Source organism: Pseudomonas sp. R3-18-08 (assembly GCF_003852065.1).
Classification (GTDB): Bacteria; Pseudomonadota; Gammaproteobacteria; order Pseudomonadales; family Pseudomonadaceae; genus Aquipseudomonas.
Genome location: NZ_CP027729.1, coordinates 5,173,997 through 5,198,442, shown reverse-complemented (window position 1 = coordinate 5,198,442; position 24,446 = coordinate 5,173,997). Strand labels below are relative to the sequence as shown.

Annotated in this window: 23 protein-coding genes, 6 tRNA genes and 3 rRNA genes; 23 read left to right on the top strand and 9 right to left on the bottom strand. The window is 56.1% G+C overall.

Going from position 1 to position 24,446, the window contains the following annotated elements; translation table 11 throughout:
* Positions 1–78 precede the first annotated feature (78 nt).
* Positions 79–774: a lipoate--protein ligase family protein gene (locus C4J92_RS23990; protein WP_124405429.1), complete on the top strand. Its 696-nt coding sequence runs from the start codon at positions 79–81 to the stop codon at positions 772–774.
* Here the strand turns inward: C4J92_RS23990 and crp are convergent.
* On the bottom strand, positions 771–1,415 hold the full coding sequence (gene crp / locus C4J92_RS23985) for a cAMP-activated global transcriptional regulator CRP (protein WP_124364629.1): 645 nt from the start codon (positions 1,413–1,415) through the stop codon (positions 771–773). The two genes, C4J92_RS23990 and crp, sit on opposite strands and share 4 nt — an antisense overlap.
* Before the next feature lie 245 nt (positions 1,416–1,660).
* Between crp and C4J92_RS23980 the strand changes: the two genes are divergently transcribed.
* Positions 1,661–2,083 carry an OsmC family protein gene (locus tag C4J92_RS23980; protein WP_124405428.1) on the top strand — a complete coding sequence of 141 codons (423 nt, stop codon included), beginning with the start codon at positions 1,661–1,663 and terminating at the stop codon, positions 2,081–2,083.
* A gap of 141 nt (positions 2,084–2,224) precedes the next feature.
* On the opposite strand, the gene coq7 is transcribed toward C4J92_RS23980, so the two are convergent.
* The 6 genes from coq7 to hemJ form a co-directional block, all read right to left on the bottom strand.
* Positions 2,225–2,872, bottom strand: a complete 648-nt coding sequence (coq7, locus tag C4J92_RS23975) for a 2-polyprenyl-3-methyl-6-methoxy-1,4-benzoquinone monooxygenase (RefSeq protein WP_124364627.1) — start codon at positions 2,870–2,872, stop codon at positions 2,225–2,227.
* An 84-nt stretch (positions 2,873–2,956) separates the two neighbouring features.
* The gene (locus tag C4J92_RS23970) at positions 2,957–3,295 is read right to left on the bottom strand and encodes a histidine triad nucleotide-binding protein (protein ID WP_124364626.1); all 339 of its coding nucleotides are present in this window, start codon (positions 3,293–3,295) and stop codon (positions 2,957–2,959) included.
* 45 nt (positions 3,296–3,340) lie between these two features.
* A complete protein-coding gene (locus tag C4J92_RS23965; RefSeq protein ID WP_124368539.1) occupies positions 3,341–4,129 on the bottom strand; it encodes an SDR family oxidoreductase in 789 nt (262 codons plus the stop codon).
* A 62-nt stretch (positions 4,130–4,191) separates the two neighbouring features.
* Complete coding sequence (locus C4J92_RS23960) at positions 4,192–5,154, bottom strand: DUF805 domain-containing protein (protein WP_124368538.1); 963 nt, start codon at positions 5,152–5,154, stop codon at positions 4,192–4,194.
* A gap of 69 nt (positions 5,155–5,223) precedes the next feature.
* A complete protein-coding gene (locus tag C4J92_RS23955; protein ID WP_124405427.1) occupies positions 5,224–6,186 on the bottom strand; it encodes a nitronate monooxygenase family protein in 963 nt (320 codons plus the stop codon).
* A gap of 23 nt (positions 6,187–6,209) precedes the next feature.
* Positions 6,210–6,638, bottom strand: a complete 429-nt coding sequence (gene hemJ, locus C4J92_RS23950; RefSeq protein ID WP_124368536.1) for a protoporphyrinogen oxidase HemJ — start codon at positions 6,636–6,638, stop codon at positions 6,210–6,212.
* A gap of 135 nt (positions 6,639–6,773) precedes the next feature.
* Here hemJ and argC point away from each other — a divergent pair, with 135 nt between their 5' ends.
* Both argC and erpA read left to right on the top strand, forming a co-directional pair.
* Positions 6,774–7,808 (top strand): N-acetyl-gamma-glutamyl-phosphate reductase, encoded by a 1,035-nt coding sequence (argC, locus tag C4J92_RS23945; protein ID WP_124405426.1) that lies wholly within the window; start codon positions 6,774–6,776, stop codon positions 7,806–7,808.
* Between the two features lie 154 nt (positions 7,809–7,962).
* Complete coding sequence (gene erpA, locus C4J92_RS23940) at positions 7,963–8,313, top strand: iron-sulfur cluster insertion protein ErpA (protein WP_003176443.1); 351 nt, start codon at positions 7,963–7,965, stop codon at positions 8,311–8,313.
* A 75-nt stretch (positions 8,314–8,388) separates the two neighbouring features.
* On the opposite strand, the gene C4J92_RS23935 is transcribed toward erpA, so the two are convergent.
* Positions 8,389–9,480, bottom strand: coding sequence for an anhydro-N-acetylmuramic acid kinase (locus C4J92_RS23935; RefSeq protein ID WP_124405425.1), 1,092 nt, complete (start codon positions 9,478–9,480; stop codon positions 8,389–8,391).
* A 3-nt stretch (positions 9,481–9,483) separates the two neighbouring features.
* Positions 9,484–10,896: a peptidoglycan DD-metalloendopeptidase family protein gene (locus C4J92_RS23930; protein ID WP_124405852.1), complete on the bottom strand. Its 1,413-nt coding sequence runs from the start codon at positions 10,894–10,896 to the stop codon at positions 9,484–9,486.
* Between the two features lie 208 nt (positions 10,897–11,104).
* Here C4J92_RS23930 and tyrS point away from each other — a divergent pair, with 208 nt between their 5' ends.
* The 19 genes from tyrS to rplL all read left to right on the top strand — a co-directional run bounded on the left by tyrS (position 11,105) and on the right by rplL (position 24,413).
* Positions 11,105–12,304 carry a tyrosine--tRNA ligase gene (gene tyrS / locus C4J92_RS23920; RefSeq protein WP_124364620.1) on the top strand — a complete coding sequence of 400 codons (1,200 nt, stop codon included), beginning with the start codon at positions 11,105–11,107 and terminating at the stop codon, positions 12,302–12,304.
* Positions 12,305–12,801: 497 nt separating this feature from the next.
* A 16S ribosomal RNA gene (locus C4J92_RS23910) occupies positions 12,802–14,338 on the top strand.
* 161 nt (positions 14,339–14,499) lie between these two features.
* A tRNA-Ile gene (locus tag C4J92_RS23905) sits at positions 14,500–14,576 on the top strand.
* A gap of 30 nt (positions 14,577–14,606) precedes the next feature.
* Positions 14,607–14,682: transfer RNA gene (locus C4J92_RS23900), tRNA-Ala, on the top strand.
* A gap of 249 nt (positions 14,683–14,931) precedes the next feature.
* A 23S ribosomal RNA gene (locus C4J92_RS23895) occupies positions 14,932–17,823 on the top strand.
* Positions 17,824–17,980: 157 nt separating this feature from the next.
* Positions 17,981–18,096, top strand: a 5S ribosomal RNA gene (gene rrf, locus C4J92_RS23890).
* The 16S, 23S and 5S rRNA genes sit together here with 2 tRNA genes alongside, the layout of an rRNA operon.
* Before the next feature lie 159 nt (positions 18,097–18,255).
* Positions 18,256–19,212, top strand: a complete 957-nt coding sequence (gene birA, locus C4J92_RS23885; protein ID WP_124405424.1) for a bifunctional biotin--[acetyl-CoA-carboxylase] ligase/biotin operon repressor BirA — start codon at positions 18,256–18,258, stop codon at positions 19,210–19,212.
* Positions 19,202–19,951 (top strand): pantothenate kinase, encoded by a 750-nt coding sequence (locus tag C4J92_RS23880; RefSeq protein WP_124405423.1) that lies wholly within the window; start codon positions 19,202–19,204, stop codon positions 19,949–19,951. Before birA ends, C4J92_RS23880 begins: the two co-directional genes overlap by 11 nt.
* Positions 19,952–19,958: 7 nt before the next feature.
* Positions 19,959–20,405 carry a hypothetical protein gene (locus C4J92_RS23875; protein ID WP_124405422.1) on the top strand — a complete coding sequence of 149 codons (447 nt, stop codon included), beginning with the start codon at positions 19,959–19,961 and terminating at the stop codon, positions 20,403–20,405.
* A gap of 141 nt (positions 20,406–20,546) precedes the next feature.
* Positions 20,547–20,631, top strand: a tRNA-Tyr gene (locus C4J92_RS23870).
* 23 nt (positions 20,632–20,654) lie between these two features.
* Positions 20,655–20,728: transfer RNA gene (locus tag C4J92_RS23865), tRNA-Gly, on the top strand.
* A gap of 26 nt (positions 20,729–20,754) precedes the next feature.
* Positions 20,755–20,830 (top strand) — tRNA-Thr (locus C4J92_RS23860).
* Between the two features lie 163 nt (positions 20,831–20,993).
* Positions 20,994–21,069: transfer RNA gene (locus C4J92_RS23855), tRNA-Trp, on the top strand.
* Between the two features lie 45 nt (positions 21,070–21,114).
* Positions 21,115–21,483 carry a preprotein translocase subunit SecE gene (secE, locus tag C4J92_RS23850; protein WP_005791990.1) on the top strand — a complete coding sequence of 123 codons (369 nt, stop codon included), beginning with the start codon at positions 21,115–21,117 and terminating at the stop codon, positions 21,481–21,483.
* Between the two features lie 9 nt (positions 21,484–21,492).
* A complete protein-coding gene (nusG, locus tag C4J92_RS23845; protein WP_003176436.1) occupies positions 21,493–22,026 on the top strand; it encodes a transcription termination/antitermination protein NusG in 534 nt (177 codons plus the stop codon).
* 116 nt (positions 22,027–22,142) lie between these two features.
* On the top strand, positions 22,143–22,574 hold the full coding sequence (gene rplK, locus C4J92_RS23840) for a 50S ribosomal protein L11 (RefSeq protein ID WP_003176435.1): 432 nt from the start codon (positions 22,143–22,145) through the stop codon (positions 22,572–22,574).
* Positions 22,574–23,269, top strand: a complete 696-nt coding sequence (rplA, locus tag C4J92_RS23835) for a 50S ribosomal protein L1 (protein WP_003232403.1) — start codon at positions 22,574–22,576, stop codon at positions 23,267–23,269. The genes rplK and rplA overlap by 1 nt, the downstream gene beginning before the upstream one ends.
* Before the next feature lie 199 nt (positions 23,270–23,468).
* The gene (gene rplJ, locus C4J92_RS23830) at positions 23,469–23,969 is read left to right on the top strand and encodes a 50S ribosomal protein L10 (protein WP_003232405.1); all 501 of its coding nucleotides are present in this window, start codon (positions 23,469–23,471) and stop codon (positions 23,967–23,969) included.
* Positions 23,970–24,047: 78 nt separating this feature from the next.
* On the top strand, positions 24,048–24,413 hold the full coding sequence (rplL, locus tag C4J92_RS23825) for a 50S ribosomal protein L7/L12 (RefSeq protein ID WP_003176432.1): 366 nt from the start codon (positions 24,048–24,050) through the stop codon (positions 24,411–24,413).
* The last annotated feature ends 33 nt before the right edge of the window (positions 24,414–24,446 follow it).

Below are 24,446 nucleotides of genomic sequence, written 5' to 3'. Positions count from 1 at the left end.
TACTGACCGACACTCCGCTATCGGGGGCAAGCCCCCTCCCACATTGGGTCTGTGTTTGTTCAGATAGGGAGGTGAGCAGTGATCCAGCCCGTGTCGTTGACCGTCGAAGCAGGCCTTGCCGCCGAGCAGGATTTGCTGGCCGCCGTCTGCGCAGGTGAGCAGGAATACGGGCTGTTGTTCTGGCAACCCAACGATCAAGCCTTGGTCATGCCGCGCCGTTTGAGCCGATTGCCAGCCTTTGAAGCGGCCGGTCAAGTCTCGGCGGAGGCCGGTTGGCCTGTGTTGTTGCGCGAAACCGGCGGTGAGCCGGTGCCGCAGTCGGCCGCAACGGTCAATATCGCCTTGGTCTACGCGCCGCCGCGCAGTGAGGGGGATCAAGGGCGCATCGAAACCGGCTACCAGCGTCTGTGCCAGCCGATCTGCGATGTGCTGCTTGAATTGGGCGGCGAGGCGTCTATTGGCGAAATTGACGGCGCGTTCTGCGACGGTCGTTACAACGTCAATCTCAAAGGTCGAAAAATGGTCGGCACGGCCCAACGCTGGCGGCAGAGCGGTGGTCGCCCAGTGGGGTTGGTACACGGTGCTTTATTGCTGGATAACGATCGCGATGAGTTGGTTGCGGCGGTCAATCGTTTCAATCAAGCCTGTGGCCTGGAACAGCGGGTGCGTGCCGAGAGCCATATCGCACTGCACGAAGTGTTTGCCGTGCCGGACGTACTCAGCCGGCTCGACACCTTGTACCGTCAGATGTTGGCAGGCTTGCTGCCAGGTTAACGGGTTCCGAACACCACCATCGTCTTGCCTTTGACGTGCACCAGGTTGCGCTCTTCCAGATCCTTGAGCACGCGCCCCACCATTTCCCGCGAACAGCCCACAATGCGCCCGATTTCCTGGCGCGTGACCTTGATCTGCATCCCGTCGGGGTGGGTCATGGCGTCTGGCTGCTTGCACAGCTCCAGCAGGCAGCGAGCGACACGCCCGGTCACGTCGAAGAACGCCAGGTCGCCGACCTTGCGCGTGGTGTCCCGCAGACGTTGGGCGATCTGCCCACTCAGGGCATACAGAATGTCGGGATCATGTTGGGCCAGTTCGCGAAATTTCGTATAGCTGATCTCGGCTACTTCGCACTCCACCTTGGTGCGCACCCAAGCGCTGCGCTGTTGCTCCTTGCCGGCCTGTTCGAACAGCCCCAGCTCGCCGAAGAAATCCCCGGTGTTGAGGTAGGCGATGATCATTTCGCGACCGTCTTCGTCTTCGATCAGGATGGTGACCGAGCCCTTGATAATGAAGAACAGCGTTTCGGAGCGCTCGCCCGCGCAGATGATGTTGTGCTTGGCCGGATGACGCCGGCGTTGGCAATGCATCAGCAGCTTGTCGAGGTTCTTGATCTTGGGTGTGGGAGTAAGAGCAACCATGGTTGTATCCCGAAAAACTGCACGATGTGGTTGGATTTGTTTTTATCAGCGCGACCGGCATTGATACACGCTGTACAAACGATGGCAATGCGCCATTGATTTGGCGCCAGCTTACCAGACACATTCTGACTCGATTAGCGTATTTCACCGGCAAACGCTGTTATTGATCGTTTTCCTGCAGGGCGCTGCCGCTGCGAGGCCCTGTGCTAAGCTGGCGACCCTTTTTTAGCAGTGGAGTCTGGGCGATGAAGGCACGCATCCAATGGGCGGGCGAAGCCATGTTCCTCGGTGAATCGGGCAGTGGCCATGTGGTGGTCATGGACGGCCCGCCGGAAGCCGGTGGTCGCAACCTGGGTGTACGCCCGATGGAAATGTTGCTGCTGGGTGTCGGTGGTTGCAGCAATTTCGACGTGGTCAGTATCCTGAAAAAATCCCGTCAGGCCGTGGAAAGCTGCGAAGCCTTTCTGGAAGCCGAACGCGCAACCGAAGATCCCAAGGTGTTTACCAAGATCCATATGCATTTTGTGGTCAAGGGGCGCGCGCTGAAGGAAGCGCAGGTCAAGCGTGCCATCGAGCTGTCGGCAGAGAAGTACTGCTCGGCGTCGATCATGCTGGGCGCGGCCGGTGTGGCCATTACCCATGGCTACGAAATCGTCGAGTTGGGTTGATCGTTCCCACGCGGAGCGTGGGAATGCATCTCGTGACGCTCCGCGTCACCCTTGCGCAGGTGCCGGATTTTGCGCTGAAAGCGGGACGCGGGGCGTCCTGGGTGGCATTCCCACGCGGAGCGTGGGAATGATCTTCATGCTTCAGATTCTGTAGGTGCTCTTGGTCATGACCTTGGCCAGCATGCTCATGCCGAATCTCACCGGCGCAGGAAAGCGGAAGCCGCCAGCGTCCAGCGCGCTTTCAGCGTGGTGCTCTTCATCGATGCGCATCTGCTCAAGAATGGCCCGGGACTTTTCGTCCTCGGCCGGCAATTGTTCAAGGTGTTCGTCCAGGTGCTTGCAGACCTGGCGTTCGGTGGCTGCGACAAAACCGAGGCTGACCTTGTCACTGATCAGGCCGGCAGCGGCGCCGATACCGAACGACAAACCGTAGAACAGCGGGTTCAGCACGCTGGGATGACTGCCCAGCTGGCGAATGCGTTGTTCGCACCACGCCAGGTGGTCGATCTCTTCCTCGGCGGCGTGCTCCATCGCTGCACGTACCTGCGGTAACTTGGCGGTCAGAGCCTGGCCCTGGTACAACGCCTGGGCACAGACTTCACCGGTGTGGTTGATGCGCATCAGGCCGGCCACATGGCGGGTCTCGGTCTCGCTCATCTGTGCGTCCGGCTGCACGATGGCCGGTGACGGGCGGTACGGTTGGCCGCTGAACGGCAGCAGCGTACGCATGGCCGTGTCGGCTTGCAGCAACAGACGGTCAATCGGCGAGTAGTGACGTTGGGTAGTCATGCTGACCTCCGGGAAGAATCTCGGCGGCCAGTTTACCGCAAGAGAGGGCGGCGCGTTTGCGCTGAGTCAATTTGCCCTGCGCACTCAGCCCGGTGGCCAGTTCATCTGGCGCTGACCCAGCACATGCATATGAATGTGGTAAACGGTCTGCCCGCCGTCTTCGTTGCAGTTCATCACCACGCGGAAGCCTTTTTCGCAGCCTAGTTCCACCGCCAGGCGCTGGGCGGTGAACAGGATATGGCCAGCCAGGGCTTTGTCGTCTTCGGTCAGGTCATTGAGGGTGCGAATGGGCTTTTTCGGGATGACCAGGAAATGGACCGGCGCCTGTGGGGCGATATCGTGGAAAGCCAGTACCTGGTCATCTTCATAGATGATGTTCGCGGGTATTTCCCGGTTGATGATCTTGGTGAACAGAGTATCCACAGCTGTTTCTCCAGGGTGAAAGTGAAGGTGAGTGTACTCAAGCGGTCAACGCGGGCAATAGGCCTTGTTGATGGCGCCGGCAATTTTGCGGGTCAGCCAGCGCGGGCTCAGACGTGGGCTGAATGCCAGCCAGCGGTTGCGCCGTCCGGGGATGATAATGGCCTTGTTCTTTTCCAGCGCACGCACGGTATAGAGCGCGACTTCTTCGGGACTCATCAACTGTTGGCTGCGGTCGAGCTTTGCGGTGTCCATTTGCGCGGTACCGAAGAAGGCGGTGCGCGTAGGGCCTGGGCACAGCACCGAGACCTTGATGCCACAGGTCTTCAGTTCCTCGCGCAAGCCTTCGGAAAAGTGCAGCACATAGGCTTTGCTTGCGTAGTAGCTGCTCATCCACGGGCCTGGCTGGAAGGCGGCGACCGAGGCCACGTTGAGAATCTGCCCGCCGCCGTGCAATGCCATGGCATTGCCCAACGCATGGCACATGCGGGTCAGGGCGAGGATGTTGACTTCGATCAGGTCCTGCTCGGTCATCCAGTCCTGGGCCAGGAACGGCCCGCTGGTGCCGATACCGGCGCAGTTGACCAGCAGGTCGATCTGCCGCTCACCTTCTTCGAGTTCCAGCAAAAAACCCGACAACCGCAGCGGCTCGCCAAGGTCACAGGCGCGAAACAGCACCTCGACGCCGAAACGCTGAGTCAATTCGATCGCAATGCTTTCCAACTGATCACGCTGGCGGGCCACCAGAATCAAGCTGCGGCCACGTCGGGCCAGGGCTTCGGCCAAAGCCAGGCCGATACCACTGGAGGCACCGGTGATCAGAGCGTAACGGGTCATGCCTTTCTCCATCGCAACGCCGCCGGCCTGTGACAGAGGCATCACAGGCGGCGGGCGTTTTTTCACTGTTCTGGAGAGTCTACAGGTTCGGCCGCGTCGTCAGCACTTTGCGCGGCGTCTTCATCACCGATGACGCTTTGGTCGGCATCTTCATCGGTGCTCAGGGAGCTGCTTTCATAGCTGCTGCCCATGTTGGCTTCGAGTTGATCCAGATAGCCGTTCATGCCCAGGGTGACCACGACGATGAGCATCAATGGGATAAACGCCAGCCACAACGAAGCCAGGATTTTAACCGCTGTGGAGTTGCGCGGTGGGGGCGCACCGTACTGGTTGGCGCCAGTGTTACCCGGCAGTACCAGCAGCAGCAGGGGGAACACGCTGTTCACCAGCGGAACCAGGTTCAGCAAGTACAGCCAGCCAGACCAACCCAGGTCGTGCAGGCGCTGCACGCCGATTTGCACGCTTACCACGACGAGCGCAACGAACAGTGCAAAGCCCAGCAGCGAGCCGAGAATGATCGCGATCGTTGGCGAGGCAGTGGCCACCGCGAAACCCACGGTGCTGATGATGCCTGCAGCCACAAGCATCGCGACGGTCAGTGCCAGCGTCCAGGCGAGATAGCGCAGGCGACCGATACGCCCGTGGATAGTGAAGACCTTGAGCGTGGCGTACTCGGGCAAGTTATCACCGACCGCAGCGCGTGGCGGTGCGTAAGGCGATGCAGCGGTGTGCGAGAAGTCCGAGGCCGATGCGCCTGTTTCGTGGGTTTCGGCAAGGCTGAAAGCCACGGGTTGTTCGGCTTCGATACGTGCCTCGACGCCGGCGTTTTGCAAGGCGGTGAGGTAGGTGTCGGCATCGGCGCGGGACAGATCGCGCTTGAGCGCGACCGGGCGGCCGGTGAAAAGCTTTTCGATCGCTTCGACATCGCTCTTGAACAGCTCGGCGAGGTTCAGTTTGGCGGTGGTGCTTTCGACACCCGGGCGCAAGGCTCCGTCGAACACAATCTTGAAACGGCTGTCGCTCATGCGGGCATCCTTGTCACTTGATCAGGGGAGGGTATGCAGGCTGCCCAATTGGCAGGCCTGGTATTTGGTTCAACGTGGCCAGCGCAATTGTGCTGCGTTTTCGCGTGCCTGGCGGTATTGCGCATCGAGTCGCACGACGAGTTCATCCACGCTCGGCAAATCATTGATCTCACCGACGCCTTGGCCGGCAGACCATACAGTCTTCCATGCTTTGGCCTCATCGCTCAACGGTTTGAGCTTGGAGCCGAGGTTGACCTCACCTTTGCCCTGAAGGGCAGCGAGATCAAAACCGGCGTTTTCCAGGCTCTGGCGCATAAAGCTTGCAGGTACGCCGGAAACAGCCGGAGTGTGCACGATGTCGGCGGCGCGCGCTGTGAGCAGCATCTCTTTATACGCATCCGGGGCGTGGCTTTCGGTGGTGCCGATAAAGCGCGTGCCGAAATACGCCAGGTCTGCGCCAAGCACTTGGGCGGCGAGAATCTCCCGACCGTGGTTGAGACAGCCGGCCAGCAACAGGGTTTTGTCGAAGAACTGGCGTATTTCGGCAATCAGCGCGAACGGGCTCCAAGTGCCGGCGTGACCGCCCGCGCCGGCGGCGACCGCGATCAGGCCGTCGACGCCCGCTTCAGCGGCCTTTTCGGCATGGCGACGAGTAGTTACGTCATGAAACACCAGGCCGCCGTAGCTGTGCACGGCATCGACCAGTTCCTTCACCGCACCGAGGCTGGTGATGACGATGGGCACTTTGTGCTCGACGCAGATCGCCAGGTCCGCCGCCAGTCGTGGGTTACTGTTGTGCACGATCAGGTTGACGGCATAGGGCGCTGGGTTATCCAACAGCGCCAGGCCGGCTTCGATTTCCTCCAGCCAGGCCCTGAAGCCGCTGCTTTCGCGTTGATTGAGCGCCGGGAAACTGCCGACGACCCCGTTGCGGCAGCAGGCCAGCACCAGTTGCGGGTTGGAAATCAGGAACATCGGCGCGGCCACCACAGGCAGGCGCAGACGTTGTTCAAGCAGGGCGGGCAGCGACATTGGAGGTTCCCCGGATAATGACGTTAAAACGGTTTGACCACGACCAGAATTACGACCGCCAGCAATATCAGAACGGGCACTTCATTGAACCAGCGATAAAAGACATGGCTGCGGGTGTTTTCGCCACGAGCGAAGCGTTTTACCTGCGCGCCACACATGTGGTGGTAGCCGATCAGCAGGACGACCAGGGTGAGTTTGGCGTGGATCCACGCGCCCGATTGGAAGATACCGGGGTTGAGCACCAGCAACCAGATGCCGAAAACCAGCGTGGCAACCATCGCCGGGCCCATGATGCCCCGGTACAGCTTGCGCTCCATGACGCTGAAGCGCTCCTTGCTGACGGTGTCTTCGCTTTGGGCGTGGTAGACAAACAGGCGTGGCAGGTAGAACAGCCCGGCAAACCAGCAGACGATGCTGACGATATGGAAGGCTTTGACCCATAGATAGAGCATTTTTAGTAATTCCCAGGTTCACGGTAGCGAAGATAGTAGTAGCTCATGCGCCCGTACGTCACGTTGGCGGTTGTCGCAGGGCGATACGGCCCCTATTATCGACGGCTTTCCAGTGGGTTCGTTGAGGGCAGGTTTATGGTCAAGGTCGGTATCGTCGGCGGCACGGGTTACACCGGTGTCGAATTGCTGCGTCTGTTGGCTCAGCATCCGCAGGCTGAGGTGGTGGTCATCACTTCACGCTCCGAGGCTGGCCTGGCCGTGGCCGATATGTACCCCAACCTACGAGGCCACTACGACGGCCTGGCCTTCAGCGTGCCGGACATCAAGACGTTGGGCGCCTGCGATGTGGTGTTCTTCGCCACGCCTCACGGGGTTGCGCACGCGTTGGCCGGCGAGCTGTTGGCGGCGGGCACCAAGGTTATCGATCTGTCGGCGGACTTCCGCCTGCAAGATGCCGATGAGTGGGCCAAGTGGTACGGCCAGCCCCACGGCGCGCCAGAGTTACTGGAGGCGGCGGTGTACGGCTTGCCGGAAGTCAATCGTGAGCAGATCAAGCAGGCCCGCCTGATCGCGGTGCCGGGTTGCTATCCGACTGCGACCCAGCTGGGTTTCCTGCCGCTGCTGGAAGCCGGCTTGGCGGATGCTTCGCGTCTGATCGCGGACTGCAAGTCGGGCGTCAGCGGCGCCGGTCGTGGGGCCGCAGTGGGCTCGCTGTACTCCGAGACGTCGGAAAGCATGAAAGCCTATGCAGTCAAAGGGCATCGTCACCTGCCTGAAATTCGCCAGGGGTTGCGCCGTGCTGCGGGTAAGGACGTGGGCCTGACCTTCGTACCGCACCTGACGCCGATGATCCGTGGGATCCACTCCACGTTGTACGCGACCGTTGTCGATCGCTCGGTAGACCTGCAGGCATTGTTCGAAAAGCGTTATGCCAACGAACCGTTCGTCGATGTGATGCCGGCGGGCAGCCATCCGGAAACCCGTAGCGTGCGGGGCGCCAACGTGTGCCGGATTGCGGTGCATCGTCCGCAGGATGGCGACCTGGTGGTGGTGTTGTCGGTGATCGATAACCTGGTCAAGGGCGCATCGGGCCAGGCGGTGCAGAACATGAACATCCTGTTTGGTCTGGATGAGAAGTTGGGCTTGTCCCATGCGGGTATGTTGCCTTAAAGGCAGCTGCAAGCTTCAAGTTGTCAGCGGCAAGCTTGGACCTCAATGGCTTGAGGCTTGCCGCTGCTCCCATAATAGTTGACCGCTTTTCTAGGAGAAGCGGATAATACCGGCCATTACGCATATGGCGGCGCTACGCCGGGAGATTATCAGCATGAGCGTTGAATCCTTCACCCCCACGGCTTTGCAATTCACCCACGGTGCTGCGCACAAGGTGAAGAGCCTGGTCGATGAAGAGGGTAATGATCGCTTGAAGCTGCGCGTATTCGTTACGGGCGGCGGTTGTTCAGGGTTTCAGTACGGTTTTACCTTCGATGAAGATGTGGCCGATGACGACACCATCGTTGAGCGCGAGGGCGTGAGCCTGGTCGTTGATCCGATGAGCTTCCAGTACCTGGCGGGTGCTGAAGTGGATTACCAGGAAGGGCTCGAGGGGTCGCGTTTCGTGATCAAGAACCCTAACGCTACGACGACCTGTGGTTGTGGGTCTTCGTTTTCGATCTGATCGAAGCCTGATCTGCACGCATAAAAAAACGCCGCTTGGCTTTGATCGGCCAAGCGGCGTTTTGCTGCCTGGAGATCAGGCCGGGTAGATCGCGCCCAGCACGCGCAGCCCGCGAGCACCCGTGACGCTGGGGCGGTTCGCGGCGATGCCTTCCAGGCAGCAGTGGGCCAGCCAGGCGAAGGCCATGGCTTCCACCCAGTCCGGGTCTACGCCATAGAGCGCGGTGCTACTGACCTGTGTGGACGGTAGCAGCGCGGCCAATCGCTTCATCAGCGTTCCGTTGTGGGCGCCGCCGCCGCATATCAACAGGGTTTCTGTCTGAGGTTGGGCGCTTTGCAGAGATTCGACGATGGTCAGGCTGGTCAGCTCCAGCAAGGTGGCTTGCACGTCCTCGGGAAGAAACGCTGGCAGCCCGTCGAGATGTTGCTGCAGCCAACGCAGATTGAAAACTTCCCGGCCGGTACTTTTCGGGCCTTTGGTCGCGAAAAAAGGGTCGCTGAGCAGCGTGTTGAGTAACTGCGGCTGAACCTTGCCGCTGGCTGCCCATTGCCCGTCACGATCAAAGTGTTCGCCACGTTGATGATGAATCCACGCGTCCAGCAAGACATTACCCGGGCCGCAGTCGAAGCCCGATACCGGCTTGCCGGTTTCTATCAGGCTCAGGTTGCTGAAACCGCCGACATTCAACACCGCACGGTTGCCGGTACTTTCACCGAACAGCGCCTCGTGGAAGGCAGGCACCAAGGGCGCGCCCTGACCGCCTGCGGCGACGTCGCGGCTGCGGAAGTCACTGACCACCGTGATGCCGGTCAGCTCGGTGAGCAACGCAGGATTGCCGATCTGTACCGTAAAACCTCGGGCAGGTTCATGGCGGATGGTCTGCCCGTGGCTGCCAATCGCACGGATGTCCTGAGCGGTGAGGTTTTGCTGGGCCAGCAAGGTGTGGATGCCTTGAGCGGCGAGTGTTACCCAGGATTGCTGGGCGATTGCCGAACGGGCGATCTCATCCGGGCCGCTGGCGCACAGGCTTAGCAGCTCGGCGCGCAGAGGGGCAGGCATGGGGATGTAATGGGTGGCGATCAGACTGATCGCCGAATCTTGTTCGATAAGGGCGATATCCAGGCCATCGAGGCTGGTCCCGGACATCACACCGATATAACGCGGCATGCCTTAACGCTTCGCCGAAGCCAGCAGGGTGGAGCGCTCCTGATCCATACGGGCCATCAGTGGCTGGCTTTGTTGCATGAAGCGCGCGCGTTCTGCCTTGGCGATCGGGTCGGCCATTGGCAGTTTTTGGCCCAATGGATCTACGTGTACCCCGTTGACCTGGAATTCATAATGCAAGTGCGGCCCGGTGGACAGGCCAGTCGTGCCGATGTAACCGATCACTTGCCCCTGCTTCACGTTGCCACCGGTTTTGACGCCCTTGGCAAACCCTTGCATGTGGCCATACAGCGTACGGTAGGTGTTGCCGTGCTGGATGATCACCGTGTTGCCGTAACCACCGCGACGCCCGGCCAACAGAACCTTACCGTCGCCAGCTGCCTTGATTGGCGTGCCACGGGGAGCGGCATAGTCGACACCTTTGTGAGCGCGGATTTTGTTCAGAATTGGATGCTTGCGACCCATGGAGAAACGCGAGCTAATACGAGCGAAGTCCACCGGTGTGCGGATGAACGCCTTGCGCATGCTGTTGCCATCAGCGGTGTAGTAACTGCTGTTGCCCTGTTTGTTGGTGTAGCGCACTGCGGTGTAGGTTTTGCCGCGGTTGGTGAAGCGCGCAGAAAGGATGTTGCCAGTGCCGACCACTTTGCCGTTGGCAACTTTCTGCTCGTAGATCACATCGAATTCGTCACCCTGGCGAATGTCTTGGGCGAAGTCGATGTCGTAGCCAAATACGCTGGCCATATCCATGGTCATGCTGTGGGAAAGGCCCGCGCGGGCGGCGGATTGCGACAGCGAGCTATTGATCACGCCGTGTACGTAGGCAGACCGCATAACCGGTTTGGTGGTGATGCGATTGAAGGCAAAACCCTTTGCGCCTTTGCTCAGGCTGATGCTTTCCAGGTCATTGATATTGGTGTGCAGGTTGTTCAACTGGCCGTCGGGCGTCAGTTCGAACTCAAGCTTCTGCCCATGTTTGAGCTGGGTGAATTGCTTGGCTTGCTTATCGGTGGCCAGGACGTCATTGACGGTGGCGGCAGGCAATCCAACCTTTTCGAACAGCGTTGACAGTGTGTCGCCTTTACTCACGATCACTTCGCGGTGCTGAGGACTCTTGGCTGCAACTGCTGCGGGCTTTTCCTGGGCGGCTTCCTGAGTCTCCTCAGGCGTGTTCTCAATCTGTGCGAACGGAGACTCAGCAGGGGTATTTGTGGCTTGTTGCTCGTCGGAAGCGTCTTGATCTTGTGTCAGTTGCTCAACAGGGCTTTCCAGGTCGAGGCTTAGGGATGTTCGTTTGGCTTCTACGTCACTGGAAGGGAATACCAGGAGTGCCAGGCTGAGAAGGGCGGCGATACCACTTGCGGCGAGCAGGTGGGTCTTCGGGTAAAGCGGCGGCGCTTTAGACGGTTCAGTGGTCATAGGTATTTTGACTTTAAAGATGAAATGGAAAAGATGAATGACATGATGAAGATGAAATAACTGTATAAAATATAACCAAATCATCTGTGGCGCAAGCTCGCGAACGCTGGGCTTGCGCAATGGTGTCCGTGCGCAGGGCAAAACTTGTAATTAGTCCCTGATCTTGTATGGTTGGTTCCCTTTTGAATCTGAGCCTTGCGGGTCTGTTATGAAGTCGGTTGAAGAGCAGCTAGCGCTGATAAAACGTGGTGCGGAAGAACTGTTGGTCGAAGCTGAGCTGGTCGAAAAGCTCAAGCGTGGCCAGCCCCTGCGTATTAAGGCCGGCTTTGACCCAACCGCGCCGGATCTGCACCTTGGCCATACCGTGCTTATTAATAAGCTGCGTCAGTTCCAGGAGCTGGGTCATCAAGTCATCTTCCTTATAGGTGACTTCACCGGGATGATCGGCGACCCGAGCGGCAAGAGCGCAACGCGTCCGCCGCTGACTCGCGAGCAAGTGCTCGACAATGCCGAGACCTACAAGACCCAGGTATTCAAAATCCTTGATCCGGCCAAAACCGAGGTGGCATTCAACTCCACTTGGATGGACCAGATGGGGCCGGCGGATTTCATTCGCCTGACGTCGCAATATACCGTCGCGCGCATGCTTGAGCGTGATGACTTCGACAAACGCTACTCCACCAACCAGCCGATCGCTATCCATGAGTTTCTTTACCCGTTGGTCCAGGGTTACGACTCGGTGGCTTTGCGTGCAGACGTCGAGCTGGGTGGGACGGATCAGAAGTTCAACCTGTTGATGGGGCGTGAGCTGCAGCGTGCCTATGGGCAGGAAGCTCAGTGCATTTTGACCATGCCGTTGCTGGAGGGGTTGGACGGCGTCAAGAAGATGTCCAAGTCGCTGGGCAACTATGTCGGCATCCAGGAAGCGCCGGGCGTGATGTACGGCAAGCTGGTTTCCATTCCGGACTCGTTGATGTGGCGTTACTTCGAGTTGCTGAGCTTCCGCTCGATGGATGAGATCAACGCGTTGCGTGCTGATGTGGAGGCAGGTGCCAATCCGCGTGATGTGAAGATCAAGTTGGCCGAAGAGATCGTGGCGCGCTTTCATGGTGAAGAGGCTGCGGCCAACGCTCACCGTGCGGCCGGTAATCGTATGAAGGATGGCGAGTTGCCGGACGATCTGCCGGAGATCGAGTTGACGGCGGCAGAAGCAATGCCGATCGCGGCTGTCCTTAATAAGGCGGGCTTGGTGAAGAACTCAGCGGTTGCCCGTGATCTTCTCGGCTCGGGTGGCGTGCGTATAGATGGCGAGGTGGTTGATCGCACCTTTATATACGAGCTGGGCGCGACTCATGTTTGCCAGGCGGGAAAGAAGGCATTTGCGCGTATCACGCTCAAATCCGAATAAGTCGTTAATTAGGGCTTGACGGCGAATTATATCACTCTATAATTCGCCCCACTTCCGGCGCAGCCGAAACGGAAAACTCCTTGCTAAACAATGAGTTAAGTAGGTTTCGATAGCAAGTTGCTTCAGTCCATCGAAGCCAAAAGGAAGTTGAAAAAGAGGTGTTGACAGCAGCGTGTAACGCTGTAGAATTCGCCTCCCGCTTACGAGAGATCGCAAGCGCAAGTGGTTGAAGTTGTTGAAGAAATCTTCGAAAACTTATGAAAATAACCGCTTGACAGCAAATGAGGCTGCTGTAGAATGCGCGCCTCGGTTGAGACGAATAGCTCTTAACCAACCGCTCTTTAACAACTGAATCAAGCAATTCGTGTGGGTGCTTGTGGAGTCAGACTGATAGTCAACAAGATTATCAGCATCACAAGTTACTCCGCGAGAAATCAAAGATGTAACCAACGATTGCTGAGCCAAGTTTAGGGTTTCTTAAAAACCCAAAGATGTTTGAACTGAAGAGTTTGATCATGGCTCAGATTGAACGCTGGCGGCAGGCCTAACACATGCAAGTCGAGCGGTAGAGAGAAGCTTGCTTCTCTTGAGAGCGGCGGACGGGTGAGTAATGCCTAGGAATCTGCCTGGTAGTGGGGGATAACGTTCGGAAACGGACGCTAATACCGCATACGTCCTACGGGAGAAAGCAGGGGACCTTCGGGCCTTGCGCTATCAGATGAGCCTAGGTCGGATTAGCTAGTTGGTGAGGTAATGGCTCACCAAGGCGACGATCCGTAACTGGTCTGAGAGGATGATCAGTCACACTGGAACTGAGACACGGTCCAGACTCCTACGGGAGGCAGCAGTGGGGAATATTGGACAATGGGCGAAAGCCTGATCCAGCCATGCCGCGTGTGTGAAGAAGGTCTTCGGATTGTAAAGCACTTTAAGTTGGGAGGAAGGGCAGTTACCTAATACGTGATTGTTTTGACGTTACCGACAGAATAAGCACCGGCTAACTCTGTGCCAGCAGCCGCGGTAATACAGAGGGTGCAAGCGTTAATCGGAATTACTGGGCGTAAAGCGCGCGTAGGTGGTTTGTTAAGTTGGATGTGAAATCCCCGGGCTCAACCTGGGAACTGCATTCAAAACTGACTGACTAGAGTGTGGTAGAGGGTGGTGGAATTTCCTGTGTAGCGGTGAAATGCGTAGATATAGGAAGGAACACCGGTGGCGAAGGCGACCACCTGGACCAACACTGACACTGAGGTGCGAAAGCGTGGGGAGCAAACAGGATTAGATACCCTGGTAGTCCACGCCGTAAACGATGTCAACTAGCCGTTGGGAGCCTTGAGCTCTTAGTGGCGCAGCTAACGCATTAAGTTGACCGCCTGGGGAGTACGGCCGCAAGGTTAAAACTCAAATGAATTGACGGGGGCCCGCACAAGCGGTGGAGCATGTGGTTTAATTCGAAGCAACGCGAAGAACCTTACCAGGCCTTGACATCCAATGAACTTTCCAGAGATGGATTGGTGCCTTCGGGAACATTGAGACAGGTGCTGCATGGCTGTCGTCAGCTCGTGTCGTGAGATGTTGGGTTAAGTCCCGTAACGAGCGCAACCCTTGTCCTTAGTTACCAGCACGTTATGGTGGGCACTCTAAGGAGACTGCCGGTGACAAACCGGAGGAAGGTGGGGATGACGTCAAGTCATCATGGCCCTTACGGCCTGGGCTACACACGTGCTACAATGGTCGGTACAGAGGGTTGCCAAGCCGCGAGGTGGAGCTAATCCCAGAAAACCGATCGTAGTCCGGATCGCAGTCTGCAACTCGACTGCGTGAAGTCGGAATCGCTAGTAATCGCGAATCAGAATGTCGCGGTGAATACGTTCCCGGGCCTTGTACACACCGCCCGTCACACCATGGGAGTGGGTTGCACCAGAAGTAGCTAGTCTAACCTTCGGGAGGACGGTTACCACGGTGTGATTCATGACTGGGGTGAAGTCGTAACAAGGTAGCCGTAGGGGAACCTGCGGCTGGATCACCTCCTTAATCGACGACATCAGCTGCTCCATAAGTTCCCACACGAATTGCTTGATTCATTGAAGAAGACGAAAAGAAGCAGCCCAAAGGGTTGTAGCTTAGTTGGTTAGAGCGCACCCCATGCTTTGTGGTAAAGAGCAGGGTGAGGTCGGCCTTAGCAGCTCGAAATTGGGTCTGTAGCTCAGTTGGTTAGAGCGCACCCCTGATAAGGGTGAGGTCGGCAGTTCGAATCTGCCCAGACCCACCAATTTTGTGTGGGAAACGCCTGTAGAAATACGGGGCCATAGCTCAGCTGGGAGAGCGCCTGCCTTGCACGCAGGAGGTCAACGGTTCGATCCCGTTTGGCTCCACCACTACTGCTTCTGTTTGTAGAAAGCTTAGAAATGAGCATTCCATTGTTGTGATGGTGAATGTTGATTTCTAGTCTTTGACTAGTTCGTTCTTTAAAAATTTGGGTATGTGATAGAAAGATAGACTGGACGTTACTTTCACTGGTAACGGCTCAGGCTAAGGTAAAATTTGTGAGTCGCTCTTAATTGAGTATGATCGAATTTTCGGCGAATGTTGTCTTCACAGTATAACCAGATTGCTTGGGGTTATATGGTCAAGTGAAGAAGCGCATACGGTGGATGCCTTGGCAGTCAGAGGCGATGAAAGACGTGGTAGCCTGCGAAAAGCTTCGGGGAGTCGGCAAACAGACTTTGATCCGGAGATGTCTGAATGGGGGAACCCAGCCATCATAAGATGGTTACCTTACACTGAATACATAGGTGTATGGAGCGAACCAGGGGAACTGAAACATCTAAGTACCCTGAGGAAAAGAAATCAACCGAGATTCCCTTAGTAGTGGCGAGCGAACGGGGACTAGCCCTTAAGTGGCTTTGAGATTAGCGGAACGCTCTGGAAAGTGCGGCCATAGTGGGTGATAGCCCTGTACGCGAAAATCTCTTAGTCATGAAATCGAGTAGGACGGAGCACGAGAAACTTTGTCTGAATATGGGGGGACCATCCTCCAAGGCTAAATACTACTGACTGACCGATAGTGAACTAGTACCGTGAGGGAAAGGCGAAAAGAACCCCGGAGAGGGGAGTGAAATAGATCCTGAAACCGTATGCGTACAAGCAGTGGGAGCCCACTTTGTTGGGTGACTGCGTACCTTTTGTATAATGGGTCAGCGACTTATTTTCAGTGGCGAGCTTAACCGAATAGGGGAGGCGTAGCGAAAGCGAGTCTTAATAGGGCGTCTAGTCGCTGGGAATAGACCCGAAACCGGGCGATCTATCCATGGGCAGGTTGAAGGTTGGGTAACACTAACTGGAGGACCGAACCGACTACCGTTGAAAAGTTAGCGGATGACCTGTGGATCGGAGTGAAAGGCTAATCAAGCTCGGAGATAGCTGGTTCTCCTCGAAAGCTATTTAGGTAGCGCCTCATGTATCACTGTAGGGGGTAGAGCACTGTTTCGGCTAGGGGGTCATCCCGACTTACCAAACCGATGCAAACTCCGAATACCTACAAGTGCCGAGCATGGGAGACACACGGCGGGTGCTAACGTCCGTCGTGAAAAGGGAAACAACCCAGACCGTCAGCTAAGGTCCCAAAGTTATGGTTAAGTGGGAAACGATGTGGGAAGGCTTAGACAGCTAGGAGGTTGGCTTAGAAGCAGCCACCCTTTAAAGAAAGCGTAATAGCTCACTAGTCGAGTCGGCCTGCGCGGAAGATGTAACGGGGCTCAAACCATACACCGAAGCTACGGGTATCACGTAAGTGATGCGGTAGAGGAGCGTTCTGTAAGCCTGTGAAGGTGAGTTGAGAAGCTTGCTGGAGGTATCAGAAGTGCGAATGCTGACATGAGTAACGACAATGGGTGTGAAAAACACCCACGCCGAAAGACCAAGGTTTCCTGCGCAACGTTAATCGACGCAGGGTTAGTCGGTCCCTAAGGCGAGGCTGAAAAGCGTAGTCGATGGAAAACAGGTTAATATTCCTGTACTTCTGGTTATTGCGATGGAGGGACGGAGAAGGCTAGGCCAGCTTGGCGTTGGTTGTCCAAGTTTAAGGTGGTAGGCTGGAATCTTAGGTAAATCCGGGATTCTAAGGCCGAGAGCTGATGACGAGTTGTCTTTTAGACGACGAAGTGGTTGATGCCATGCTTCCAAGAAAAGCTTCTAAGCTTCAGGTAACCAGGAACCGTACCCCAAACCGACACAGGTGGTTGGGTAGAGAATACCAAGGCGCTTGAGAGAACTCGGGTGAAGGAACTAGGCAAAATGGCACCGTAACTTCGGGAGAAGGTGCGCCGGTGAGGGTGAAGGACTTGCTCCGTAAGCTCATGCCGGTCGAAGATACCAGGCCGCTGCGACTGTTTATTAAAAACACAGCACTCTGCAAACACGAAAGTGGACGTATAGGGTGTGACGCCTGCCCGGTGCCGGAAGGTTAATTGATGGGGTTAGCTAACGCGAAGCTCTTGATCGAAGCCCCGGTAAACGGCGGCCGTAACTATAACGGTCCTAAGGTAGCGAAATTCCTTGTCGGGTAAGTTCCGACCTGCACGAATGGCGTAACGATGGCGGCGCTGTCTCCACCCGAGACTCAGTGAAATTGAAATCGCTGTGAAGATGCAGTGTATCCGCGGCTAGACGGAAAGACCCCGTGAACCTTTACTATAGCTTTGCACTGGACTTTGAATTTGCTTGTGTAGGATAGGTGGGAGGCTTTGAAGCGTGGACGCCAGTTCGCGTGGAGCCAACCTTGAAATACCACCCTGGCAACTTTGAGGTTCTAACTCAGGTCCGTTATCCGGATCGAGGACAGTGTATGGTGGGTAGTTTGACTGGGGCGGTCTCCTCCTAAAGAGTAACGGAGGAGTACGAAGGTGCGCTCAGACCGGTCGGAAATCGGTCGTAGAGTATAAAGGCAAAAGCGCGCTTGACTGCGAGACAGACACGTCGAGCAGGTACGAAAGTAGGTCTTAGTGATCCGGTGGTTCTGTATGGAAGGGCCATCGCTCAACGGATAAAAGGTACTCCGGGGATAACAGGCTGATACCGCCCAAGAGTTCATATCGACGGCGGTGTTTGGCACCTCGATGTCGGCTCATCACATCCTGGGGCTGAAGCCGGTCCCAAGGGTATGGCTGTTCGCCATTTAAAGTGGTACGCGAGCTGGGTTTAGAACGTCGTGAGACAGTTCGGTCCCTATCTGCCGTGGACGTTTGAGATTTGAGAGGGGCTGCTCCTAGTACGAGAGGACCGGAGTGGACGAACCTCTGGTGTTCCGGTTGTCACGCCAGTGGCATTGCCGGGTAGCTATGTTCGGAATAGATAACCGCTGAAAGCATCTAAGCGGGAAACTAGCCTCAAGATGAGATCTCACTGGGACCTTGAGTCCCCTGAAGGGCCGTCGAAGACTACGACGTTGATAGGTTGGGTGTGTAAGCGCTGTGAGGCGTTGAGCTAACCAATACTAATTGCCCGTGAGGCTTGACCATATAACACCCAAGCAATTTGACTACTCGAAAGAGCATCAGATTGCGGTGTGTGAAGACGCAATGAACCGAAAGTTCGAGGCTCACAAAACACCGAAACCTATCCCATACCCAATTTGCTGAAGCGAGGCCACATGGTCACGACTCAGTACCCGAATTTCTTGACGACCATAGAGCATTGGAACCACCTGATCCCATCCCGAACTCAGTAGTGAAACGATGCATCGCCGATGGTAGTGTGGGGTTTCCCCATGTGAGAGTAGGTCATCGTCAAGATTAAATTCCGAAACCCCATTTGCGAAAGCAGGTGGGGTTTTGTTTTGGGCGGTCGAAAAGGGCCAGGGGTATATATCTCCGGCTGGGGATGTGCGGCCTTTCTATGCAATGCCTCTTCGCATGGCTATTATGCGTGCCTCATTGTGAGGCGATACCTGCATGCTTACGCTGTTAGAACTTCTGAAAGATGGCCGATTCCATTCCGGAGAGGCGCTGGGTGCCGCCCTGGGCGTTAGCCGCAGTGCCGTGTGGAAGCAGCTTCAGCTTCTCGAGGCTGAATTGAATCTGCCTATTCATAAGGTGCGTGGTAAGGGATACCAGCTAGCATCGCCGCTGGTATTTTTGAATGCAGAAGAAATTACGCGAACTGTGCCTTCGTTGCCGTGGCCTATCCACATTCATGACTCGATTGATTCCACCAACGCTGAGGCGTTGCGCTTGGTGGGTGCCGCGCAAGCCGCGCCGGTTCTGGTATTGGCTGAGCAGCAAACAGCCGGCCGGGGCAGACGTGGTCGAAAGTGGGTCAGTCCATTCGCCCAAAACATCTATTACAGTCTCGTGCTGCGTATTGAGGATGGTCTCCGGCAATTGGAGGGCTTGAGTCTTGTGGTTGGCTTGGCAGTCATCCAGGCTTTGCGAGAGTCGGGTGTGCAGGGCCCAGTCTTGAAATGGCCAAACGACGTATTGGTCGGGCAGAAGAAGATTGCTGGAATATTGCTGGAGTTGGTGGGGGATCCGGCAGACATCTGTCACGTGGTTGTCGGCATCGGCATCAACGTGAATATGCAGAAGGCCGAGGTTGACCAGCAATGGACGTCGGTACAGCTTGAGACGGGTTCTGCTGCTGATCGTAATGCCTTGGTGGCCCAAGTCAGCTTGCAGCTCCAGCGCTACCTGGATCGGCACAGGGAGTCTGGCTTTTCAGCTCTTCAGGAGGAATGGGAGAGCAATCATGCATGGCAAGGGCGGGCGGTATCGCTTATCGCCGGTGTGAGTCGTATTGATGGAGTGGTACTCGGTGTTGACCGTCAAGGTGCGTTGCGCTTGAGCGTTGACGGTGTTGAGAAAACTTACAGCGGCGGTGAGCTAAGCCTGAGGTTGCGTGATGATTCTTGAACTCGACTGTGGGAATAGCTTTATCAAATGGCGAGTGCTGGGTGCCGACAGGGTGGCCGCCGTGGCGGAGGGCGTTGTCGGTTCGAATCTCGCATTGATTGAAAGCCTGAATGCGGTGCCAGATATGTCGCTCACCCGTTGCCGGCTGGTGAGCGTTCGTGCGCTGGAGGAAACAAACAAGCTGGTCGAGACATTGGTCCAGGCCTTTGGCATCACTGTTTCGTGCGCGACATCGGCTGCGCAGATGGCGGGCGTTCGCAATGGCTATGACGATTTCGAACGGCTTGGTCTTGATCGTTGGCTGGCGATCCTTGGTGGGTACAAGTTGGCGTCAGGCGCTTGCCTGGTGCTGGATTTTGGCACTGCGGCGACTGCCGATTTTATCGATGCCGATGGCGAACACTTGGGAGGTTTCATTTGCCCAGGTCTGCCTCTTATGCGCAACCAGCTGCGCACGCATACCCGCAAGATACGCTACGACGATGCTGCTGCTGAGCGTGCTCTGGAACGTCTAACGCCTGGACGTACAACCGCCGAGGCGGTCGAGCGTGGCTGTACACTGATGCTAAGGGGGTTTGTGTTGACACAGATCGAGCTTGCCAGAAGTTATTGGGGGGATGACTTCACGGTGTTCCTGACCGGTGGAGATGCTGACCTGGTGTTCGACGCTGTGCCGCAGGCGCGGCTTGTTCCTGATCTGGTATTTATTGGTCTGGCAATGGCATGTCCGTTGTTATGAGGTGTTTATGCGTTGGCTGTTCCTGCTTCTACTGATCCTCAACGTCTTTTATTACATATGGCATCAGCAAGAGGCGCCATTGCGCGCCAAGGACGTCACCCCACTGAGCCTTCATCGTGGCTCCCAGCAGGACATACGATTGCTGAGTGAATCTTCCGAAACGATGGCTCGCAGAGATCGTGCAAAAACGCCCGACACGCAAAATTCCTGCCTGTACATCGGAGGATTTACCGATCAGCGTCAGGCGCAAGCTGTCGAGCAGCGCCTCACCAGCCTGGATATAAAGGTCAAGGTCCAATTGCTGAACATGCCTGAGGCCAGCGGTTACTGGCTTCGAGTGGCCCCTGAAAGCAGGCGCTTGGCGGATGATCTGCCCTTTGAAAACCTTGCTAAGGAATTCAATGAGTTAAAACACAAAATAATGCTGTGCGAAGGCATTGCAACTCTCGAATAGTTTGCATAGAATGGCGCCCGCTTCGCAGTGAAGACCTTCAGAGGCTTTGGTGGGAAGCGACGTCAATGCAGCTAACCTCATAATTTAAATGAGAAAATGCTTGACAGAAGGTCGGCGTGATGTAAAATGCCGGCTCGCTTAGGAGGGGTTCCCGAGCGGCCAAAGGGATCAGACTGTAAATCTGACGTCTACGACTTCGAAGGTTCGAATCCTTCCCCCTCCACCATTTTAGCGTGAGCTGCAAGCTCCGCGGGTATAGTTTAGTGGTAGAACCTCAGCCTTCCAAGCTGATGATGCGGGTTCGATTCCCGCTACCCGCTCCAAGTTTGCAGGTTGTGCACGGTGTTTTGCTCTTGTAGCTCAGTTGGTAGAGCACACCCTTGGTAAGGGTGAGGTCAGCGGTTCAAATCCGCTCAAGAGCTCCATATAACAAGGCAGATATGAAAATATCTGCCTTTGTTTTAACGGCTGCCTCGGCTTGTGTCATGTTGTTTCTGGCGTTGGTTGTCAGTTGATTTCAAGTCTGTTGGGGTTGGTTGTTGTAAAGTCTTTTTCGGGCCTGCATAATGGTCGGCCTGATTTTGTTTTAGGTCAGTAGCTCAATTGGCAGAGCGACGGTCTCCAAAACCGTAGGTTGGGGGTTCGATTCCCTCCTGACCTGCCAGATTCACGTGGTGTGTCTGGCTTTCTTTTCACAGGATCTTCATAGATGACTCCTAAGGCTGAAGCTCAAAGCTCTCGTTTCGATCTGTTCAAGTGGCTCGCCGTAGTCGCCTTGGTGGTCGTAGGCGTTGTTGGCAATCAGTACTATTCTGCTTCGCCGATCCTGTACCGCGTTCTCGCTTTGCTTGCCCTTGCTGCTGTAGCTGCCTTTGTAGGTCTGCAGACCGCTAAAGGCAAGTCTTTCGCGGTCCTGGTAAAGGAAGCTCGCACCGAAATTCGTAAAGTCGTTTGGCCGACTCGCCAAGAAACCACACAGACCACATTGATTGTCGTGGCTGTCGTTCTGGTTATGGCGTTGCTGTTGTGGGGGCTTGATTCCCTGCTCGGCTGGCTTGTTTCCTTGATTGTTGGCTAAGGGTGTCCCGTGGCTAAGCGTTGGTACGTTGTGCATGCTTACTCGGGTTACGAGAAGCATGTTATGCGCTCTTTGCTGGAGCGCGTAAAGCTGGCAGGCATGGAAGATGGCTTCGGCGAAATTCTGGTTCCCACTGAAGAAGTGGTTGAAATGCGGAATGGTCAGAAGCGCAAGAGTGAACGCAAGTTCTTCCCTGGCTACGTGCTGGTACAGATGGACATGAACGAAGGTACTTGGCACTTGGTCAAGGACACTCCTCGTGTCATGGGTTTCATTGGCGGTACCGCTGATAAGCCTGCGCCGATCACTGACAAAGAGGCGGAAGCAATTCTGCGTCGCGTTGCTGACGGTAGCGACAAACCTAAGCCGAAGACGTTGTTCGAGCCAGGTGAGGTTGTTCGTGTTACAGACGGTCCGTTCGCTGATTTCAACGGCACTGTCGAAGAGGTTAACTACGAAAAGAGCCGGATCCAAGTGGCAGTGCTCATTTTCGGTCGCTCTACTCCGGTAGAGTTGGAGTTCAGTCAGGTCGAGAAGGTCTAGCTGAGCAAGCATCCCAACCCCGCAGCCTAGGCTGTGGGGTTTTGTCGTCACTGGGATAAACGCGCAAGTAACCGGGGAGCCTTTCGAGGCGTTCGAACCCGTAATTGGAGTGCCTCATGGCCAAGAAGATTACCGCTTACATCAAGCTGCAAGTGAAGGCCGCTCAGGCCAACCCTAGCCCACCCGTCGGTCCAGCTCTGGGTCAGCACGGCGTGAACATCATGGAATTCTGCAAGGCTTTCAACGCCCGTACTCAGGGTCTTGAGCCAGGTCTGCCGACTCCAGTGATCATCACTGTATACAGCGACCGTAGCTTCACTTTCGAAACCAAGTCGACTCCGGCTTCGGTTCTTCTGAAGAAAGCTGCCGGTCTGACTAGCGGTTCCGCTCGTCCGAACACCGTTAAGGTTGGCACCGTAACTCGTGCTCAGCTGGAAGAAATCGCGAAAACCAAAAACGCGGATCTGACTGCAGCTGATATGGATGCAGCCGTGCGTACCATCGCCGGTTCTGCTCGTAGCATGGGCCTTAACGTGGAGGGTGTGTAATGGCTAAGCTGACCAAGCGCCAAAAGGCTATCGCTGGCAAAATCGAAGCGGGCAAGGCCTACAATTTTGTAGACGCTGCTGCTCTGCTGACCGAGCTGTCGACTGTCAAGTTCAGCGAGTCCGTTGACGTTGCTGTGAACCTGGGTGTTGACCCACGTAAATCCGACCAGGTCGTTCGTAGCGCTACTGTGCTGCCACACGGTACTGGCAAGACCGTACGTGTTGCCGTTTTCACCCAAGGCCCGGCTGCTGAAGCTGCTCTGGCCGCCGGCGCCGATCGCGTTGGCATGGACGACCTGGCTGCCGAAATGAAAGGCGGCGACCTGAACTATGACGTCGTTATTGCCTCCCCGGATGCAATGCGCGTTGTAGGTCAGTTGGGTCAGATCCTGGGTCCACGTGGCCTGATGCCTAACCCTAAAGTCGGTACCGTAACCCCAGACGTAGCTACCGCGGTTAAAAACGCCAAGGCTGGTCAGGTTCGTTATCGCACCGACAAAAACGGCATCATTCACACCTCCGTTGGCAAAGTCGGCTTCGATGCCGTCAAGCTGAAGGAAAACGTTGAAGCCCTGATCGCTGATCTGAAGCGTATCAAGCCTGCTTCCTCGAAAGGTATCTACGTCAAGCGCGTTACCCTGAGCACCACTATGGGCCCAGGTCTGGTCATCGACCAAGGCTCGCTGGACGTATAAGACACAGGTTGGCGCAAGTGATTGCGCCGATTGAAAGATTGGGGTCCCTGCCTGGCGGGGGCTATCCAAGACCGTAGGCGACGCAAGTCTTAAACCAACAAGCCTACGCAGATGGTGCTCCCGGTTCCTTACCGAATCAGACACCAAAACGACATCAGGCCTAGGCCGGATGAAACGGTAACAAGCAGGAGTTAAACCCGTGGCAATTAATCTCGAAGACAAGAAGGCCATCGTCGCTGAAGTCAACGAGGCTGCCAAAGCTGCTCTGTCCGCTGTCGTGGCTGATGCCCGTGGTGTGACAGTAGGCGCTATGACCGGACTCCGTAAAGAGGCTCGTGAAGCTGGCGTGTACGTACGTGTTGTACGTAACACCTTGCTCAAACGCGCCGTTGCTGACACTGAATACAGTGTGCTCAACGACGTGTTCACCGGCCCGACTCTGATCGCGTTCTCCAAAGATCATCCAGGCGCTGCTGCCCGTTTGTTCAAGGAATTCGCCAAGAGTCAGGACAAGTTCGAGATCAAGGCAGCTGCGTTCGAGGGCAAGTTCCTCGCAGCTAACCAAATCGACGTACTGGCAACACTGCCGACCCGCGACGAAGCCATTTCGCAGCTGATGAGCGTGATTCAAGGCGCTACCAGCAAGCTGGCTCGTACTCTGGCTGCAGTTCGCGAGCAAAAAGAAGCTGCCGCAGCCTAAGGCTGAGCAACTTCTCTCGCGTATTTTTGTTTATTTCGATGGCCGCGTAGGCCGTCCCCCAATTCAGGAAATACAGCAATGTCTATCTCCCAAGACGATATCCTCAACGCCGTAGCTGAAATGTCGGTTCTGCAGGTTGTTGAGCTGATCAAAGCTTTCGAAGAAAAATTCGGCGTTTCCGCTGCCGCTGCTTCCGCTGGCCCAGCTGTTGCTGCTGTCGCTGCTGAAGAGCAAACCGAATTCAACGTCATGCTGCTGGAAGCTGGCGAGAAGAAAGTAAACGTGATCAAGGCAGTACGTGAACTGACCGGTCTGGGCCTGAAAGAAGCCAAGGCTGTAGTTGACGGCGCTCCTGCCCAGGTTCTGGAAGCTGTGTCGAAAGACGCTGCTGACAAAGCCAAAGCTACTCTGGAAGAAGCAGGCGCTAAAGTCGAGCTGAAGTAAGCATCGACCTTGCGTCTCCAGCCCACGCTTTAA

Excerpts from the sequence above, each read along its gene's own strand:
- crp (WP_124364629.1), bottom strand. The coding sequence starts at position 1,415 with ATGGTTGCTCTTACTCCCACACCCAAGATCAAGAACCTCGACAAGCTG.
- C4J92_RS23980 (WP_124405428.1), top strand. The coding sequence starts at position 1,661 with ATGAAGGCACGCATCCAATGGGCGGGCGAAGCCATGTTCCTCGGTGAA.
- coq7 (WP_124364627.1), bottom strand. The coding sequence starts at position 2,872 with ATGACTACCCAACGTCACTACTCGCCGATTGACCGTCTGTTGCTGCAA.
- C4J92_RS23965 (WP_124368539.1), bottom strand. The coding sequence starts at position 4,129 with ATGACCCGTTACGCTCTGATCACCGGTGCCTCCAGTGGTATCGGCCTG.
- C4J92_RS23960 (WP_124368538.1), bottom strand. The coding sequence starts at position 5,154 with ATGAGCGACAGCCGTTTCAAGATTGTGTTCGACGGAGCCTTGCGCCCG.
- C4J92_RS23955 (WP_124405427.1), bottom strand. The coding sequence starts at position 6,186 with ATGTCGCTGCCCGCCCTGCTTGAACAACGTCTGCGCCTGCCTGTGGTG.
- hemJ (WP_124368536.1), bottom strand. The coding sequence starts at position 6,638 with ATGCTCTATCTATGGGTCAAAGCCTTCCATATCGTCAGCATCGTCTGC.
- argC (WP_124405426.1), top strand. The coding sequence starts at position 6,774 with ATGGTCAAGGTCGGTATCGTCGGCGGCACGGGTTACACCGGTGTCGAA.
- erpA (WP_003176443.1), top strand. The coding sequence starts at position 7,963 with ATGAGCGTTGAATCCTTCACCCCCACGGCTTTGCAATTCACCCACGGT.
- C4J92_RS23935 (WP_124405425.1), bottom strand. The coding sequence starts at position 9,480 with ATGCCGCGTTATATCGGTGTGATGTCCGGGACCAGCCTCGATGGCCTG.
- C4J92_RS23930 (WP_124405852.1), bottom strand. The coding sequence starts at position 10,896 with ATGACCACTGAACCGTCTAAAGCGCCGCCGCTTTACCCGAAGACCCAC.
- tyrS (WP_124364620.1), top strand. The coding sequence starts at position 11,105 with ATGAAGTCGGTTGAAGAGCAGCTAGCGCTGATAAAACGTGGTGCGGAA.
- birA (WP_124405424.1), top strand. The coding sequence starts at position 18,256 with ATGCTTACGCTGTTAGAACTTCTGAAAGATGGCCGATTCCATTCCGGA.
- C4J92_RS23880 (WP_124405423.1), top strand. The coding sequence starts at position 19,202 with ATGATTCTTGAACTCGACTGTGGGAATAGCTTTATCAAATGGCGAGTG.
- C4J92_RS23875 (WP_124405422.1), top strand. The coding sequence starts at position 19,959 with ATGCGTTGGCTGTTCCTGCTTCTACTGATCCTCAACGTCTTTTATTAC.
- secE (WP_005791990.1), top strand. The coding sequence starts at position 21,115 with ATGACTCCTAAGGCTGAAGCTCAAAGCTCTCGTTTCGATCTGTTCAAG.
- rplK (WP_003176435.1), top strand. The coding sequence starts at position 22,143 with ATGGCCAAGAAGATTACCGCTTACATCAAGCTGCAAGTGAAGGCCGCT.
- rplA (WP_003232403.1), top strand. The coding sequence starts at position 22,574 with ATGGCTAAGCTGACCAAGCGCCAAAAGGCTATCGCTGGCAAAATCGAA.
- rplL (WP_003176432.1), top strand. The coding sequence starts at position 24,048 with ATGTCTATCTCCCAAGACGATATCCTCAACGCCGTAGCTGAAATGTCG.